Genomic DNA, 3,318 nt, shown 5'->3' on the forward strand with positions numbered 1-3,318 from the left:
AAGGCTGTCTGTGAGGCAATCACCCCATCTTCTTAATCGTAATGCTAGAGTTAAAAGTAGCCCAAATAAGAACCCAAATTCTATTTCTAAATAAAAGCATTTTCAATTTTTATGTATCCCTAAAACCACTATATTTAAAATTCAATTGAACAGTTTGATTCGTTTTTAGACAGACTGACGTTGTAAACAATTGCAAGAAATACCCTGCATATGAGAAACAAGATTATAGTTTTAGGAATGATTTTTTCAAATTTGATTTCAAGCTGTTCAACTGAGCAGCAAAAAGTACCAGACGGAAATTTAAACGATGAGCAAATACTTTTTGAATATGGGATTTATTACACTCCTGATTCTCACATGACAAAATCAGATGTAATAGAATTAGTACAAAAGAATTATCCCGATTTTGAAATAATTGATTCTGTTCCAAATCCTGAGAATGTAAAAGGTTCTCAAATTGTAATTAAGGAAATTTTAAATGTAAAGGAAGATTTTGCTGCTCCCGACATTGATTTTCTTAGACATTGCAGTCGAGGATTAAGCGATGAGCAAAAGGAGATTTTACAAACATCTAATTTTGTAATACTTCTTGACTTTTTATGCGCTGAGGATAGATTGCTTTCATCTATGATTAATGCAAATAAGCTGATTACTGAACTTATTGTAAACGAGAATGATATTATATGGGATTCGGAGACGAGAGAATGCTTTACAAAAGGCCTTTGGGATGAAAACAGATTAATTAATGACAATTCCATAAATGTAAGCAAGCATATTACAATACATCTTTATCCCAAAAATGATTATTGTAGAGCAATCACTTTAGGAATGTTAAAATTTGGATTACCTGATATTTGTATTGAAAATTTATCGTGTCATAGTAATCAAAGTGTTGCAAGCTTGATAAATCTTACAGCACAGACTCTTCTTGACAAAAAAACTATTGATAAAAAAGGAAAATTATTAATTGACATTGAAGCACTTTCAAATCAAGAATTAAAGACCGATTTGCTTAATTCACTTGAAGAGAAAGCAGAGAAAAAAGCGGAAATTAATTTAAAACAAGGAATTTGGGAGGAAGGTGACCCACAAAATAGAATAATAGAAATTGGATTTCCAAAGAATAATCCACAGATTAAACAAGACGAATTAATAGCAAAGGTCTTTGGCTCAAAAGACGAAGTAACATATTTAAGTCACGATGATGAATTACTTGCTGCAAGTGAAAAAGCAAAGGAAAAAATTCCAGAACTATATGATAAATTTTCAAAAGGGTTGCCTGTTGGCACTCATTTGTTGATTAAGTTCCCATTCGAAAATGTTGCAGGTGAAAGAGAATGGATGTGGGTTGAAGTTGTGAAGTGGAATGATAAAGAAATAAAAGGACTTCTTCAAAATGACCCACAAATAGTGAGGTCTTTAAAAGCTGGACAAGAAGTGACTAAAAATATGGATGATATGTTCGATTACATTTTATGTTTTCTTGATGGAACACAAGAAGGAAACGAAACTGGAAAGATTATATCAAGACAGTATGAATAAGCAACTGTTTACAACACGCGGTAAAAAACATTGCGCGAAACGTGCTAAATTGCAATAATATAACATTTAATAAACGGCTTAGCGGCTTGATGCTGAAACGCATTTAAGTGCGCAACGATTTCTTACCGCCAACCGTTGTATGCAATCCCACTCCGAGATATTAAGAAAACTCGGTGAGTTTTTCTGCTAACGTTAAAAGTCTGAAATACAGATATAAAGTTATTTCATAATTTTACCGTTAGTCGGAATTAAGGAGCGATTCGAAGAAACATTGATTTGAATATGAAAATAATAACAAAATCAGATTTTAACTTAATAACCGATTTGAGTTCTCGGGATTATTCTGATAATTCAATGGCAACTAATTCTTCTGAAAAAGAACGATTAGATTTTAAGAATTTTAAACAAAAATTGAAATCAATTGCAGAGGATTATAAAAATCAATACAATAGTGATTTTGGTGTTTTTACTTCGGGTGCTTCTTCTGGTAATCCAATAAAATTCAATGGTACAAGACTAAACAGAGTTTGGTCTGGAATATTTAAAGGAGCAGATAACAAGCAATATTCTGCGCAAATAAGTTTTGTAATTGATGAGTCTAGGAAATGTATAGATGTCGGCTTTTATTTTGGTAGGGCATCTTCGAGAGGAAAATCAACGGATAAAGACAGATTGATATTTTTAGGAAAGACACTTTCAGAATCAATTTTATCGGATAAAGAATTAACAGATAAGTTTGAGAAATTAATTGACTTTGGATTTCAAACCTACTCATCAAACAAAAAGGTTGGAAGTAAAGAATGGTTACAGATTATAAAGACGAATCCTGAAAATTCACAAATTATTTACAAACTAGCTCCTAACGAAGATGGTTATATTGAGGCTTCTACGTTAAATCTTTATGTCTCAATGTTAATGTTCTTAATGAGTTTAATTCCGTCAGTTGGAACAAGCAGCACGAATAGAACTGTAAAACCAATGACTCCAGAACAAAGAGCTAAACAAGCAGAAAGACGGGCATTGATTGGAGCAAAAGGAGAAGAGTTCGTTTTCAACAAAGAAAAAATGAAACTTGAGAGATTGGGAATTGATTTCAAAAAATATTTAGAGCATGTTGCATTAGTATCTGATAGTTACGGATATGATATTAAAACTTGTGATGAAAACGAAAATGAAATATTCATTGAAGTTAAAACAACGACTCGTACAAAAGATGATTTTGGGGCCAATAGTTTTCATCTGTCATCGAATGAGTATGATTTTTATAAAAAGAATATAGGAAAATATCGACTTGAAAGAGTTTATGATATTGAAGGAGAAAATCCAATTTCCGAAACTATTGATTTAAGTTCGGCGAAGATTAGCAATGAATCATACCTTGTTGAAATAATAACTGCACACAATCGAATAGCCCGCCCCGCTAGTAATCATTAGCAGGGAGAGGCTTTCACACCACCAGATACTTCGCAAGCTCAGCATAAACCAAGCGGGTCTCGTATACGGTCCCGAGGAATCGGGATTAAGTTATGGGGAATAAGGAATCACGTCGAACAGGCGTGATTTGTTTGTAAATGTCGAGCATAGATTCATAACCACGTTTCCGCAATCTTTCAAGAGTAATAGTAGTTACCAAAATAGGACTCTGAGCAATCGCCCATCCCCCCATGATTCATAAATACTTATTTTTATGGGCATTCATGAATTCGTTCCTCATTGCGTGAACGAGACCATGCATAGGCTTGTCCTTGCTGAACGCCCAAACGGATAAGGCTTCGC

At 33.4% G+C, this 3,318-nt stretch carries 2 protein-coding genes; both read left to right on the top strand.

Going from position 1 to position 3,318, the window contains the following annotated elements; genetic code table 11:
* Positions 1-210 precede the first annotated feature (210 nt).
* Positions 211-1,542 (top strand): DUF2314 domain-containing protein, encoded by a 1,332-nt coding sequence (locus GQR60_RS19905; protein WP_124994614.1) that lies wholly within the window; start codon positions 211-213, stop codon positions 1,540-1,542.
* A 282-nt stretch (positions 1,543-1,824) separates the two neighbouring features.
* Positions 1,825-2,976 carry a DUF3883 domain-containing protein gene (locus tag GQR60_RS19910; protein WP_124994615.1) on the top strand — a complete coding sequence of 384 codons (1,152 nt, stop codon included), beginning with the start codon at positions 1,825-1,827 and terminating at the stop codon, positions 2,974-2,976.
* Positions 2,977-3,318 lie beyond the last annotated feature (342 nt).

Source organism: Labilibaculum euxinicum, from assembly GCF_009795715.1.
Classification (GTDB): domain Bacteria; phylum Bacteroidota; class Bacteroidia; order Bacteroidales; family Marinifilaceae; genus Labilibaculum; species Labilibaculum euxinus.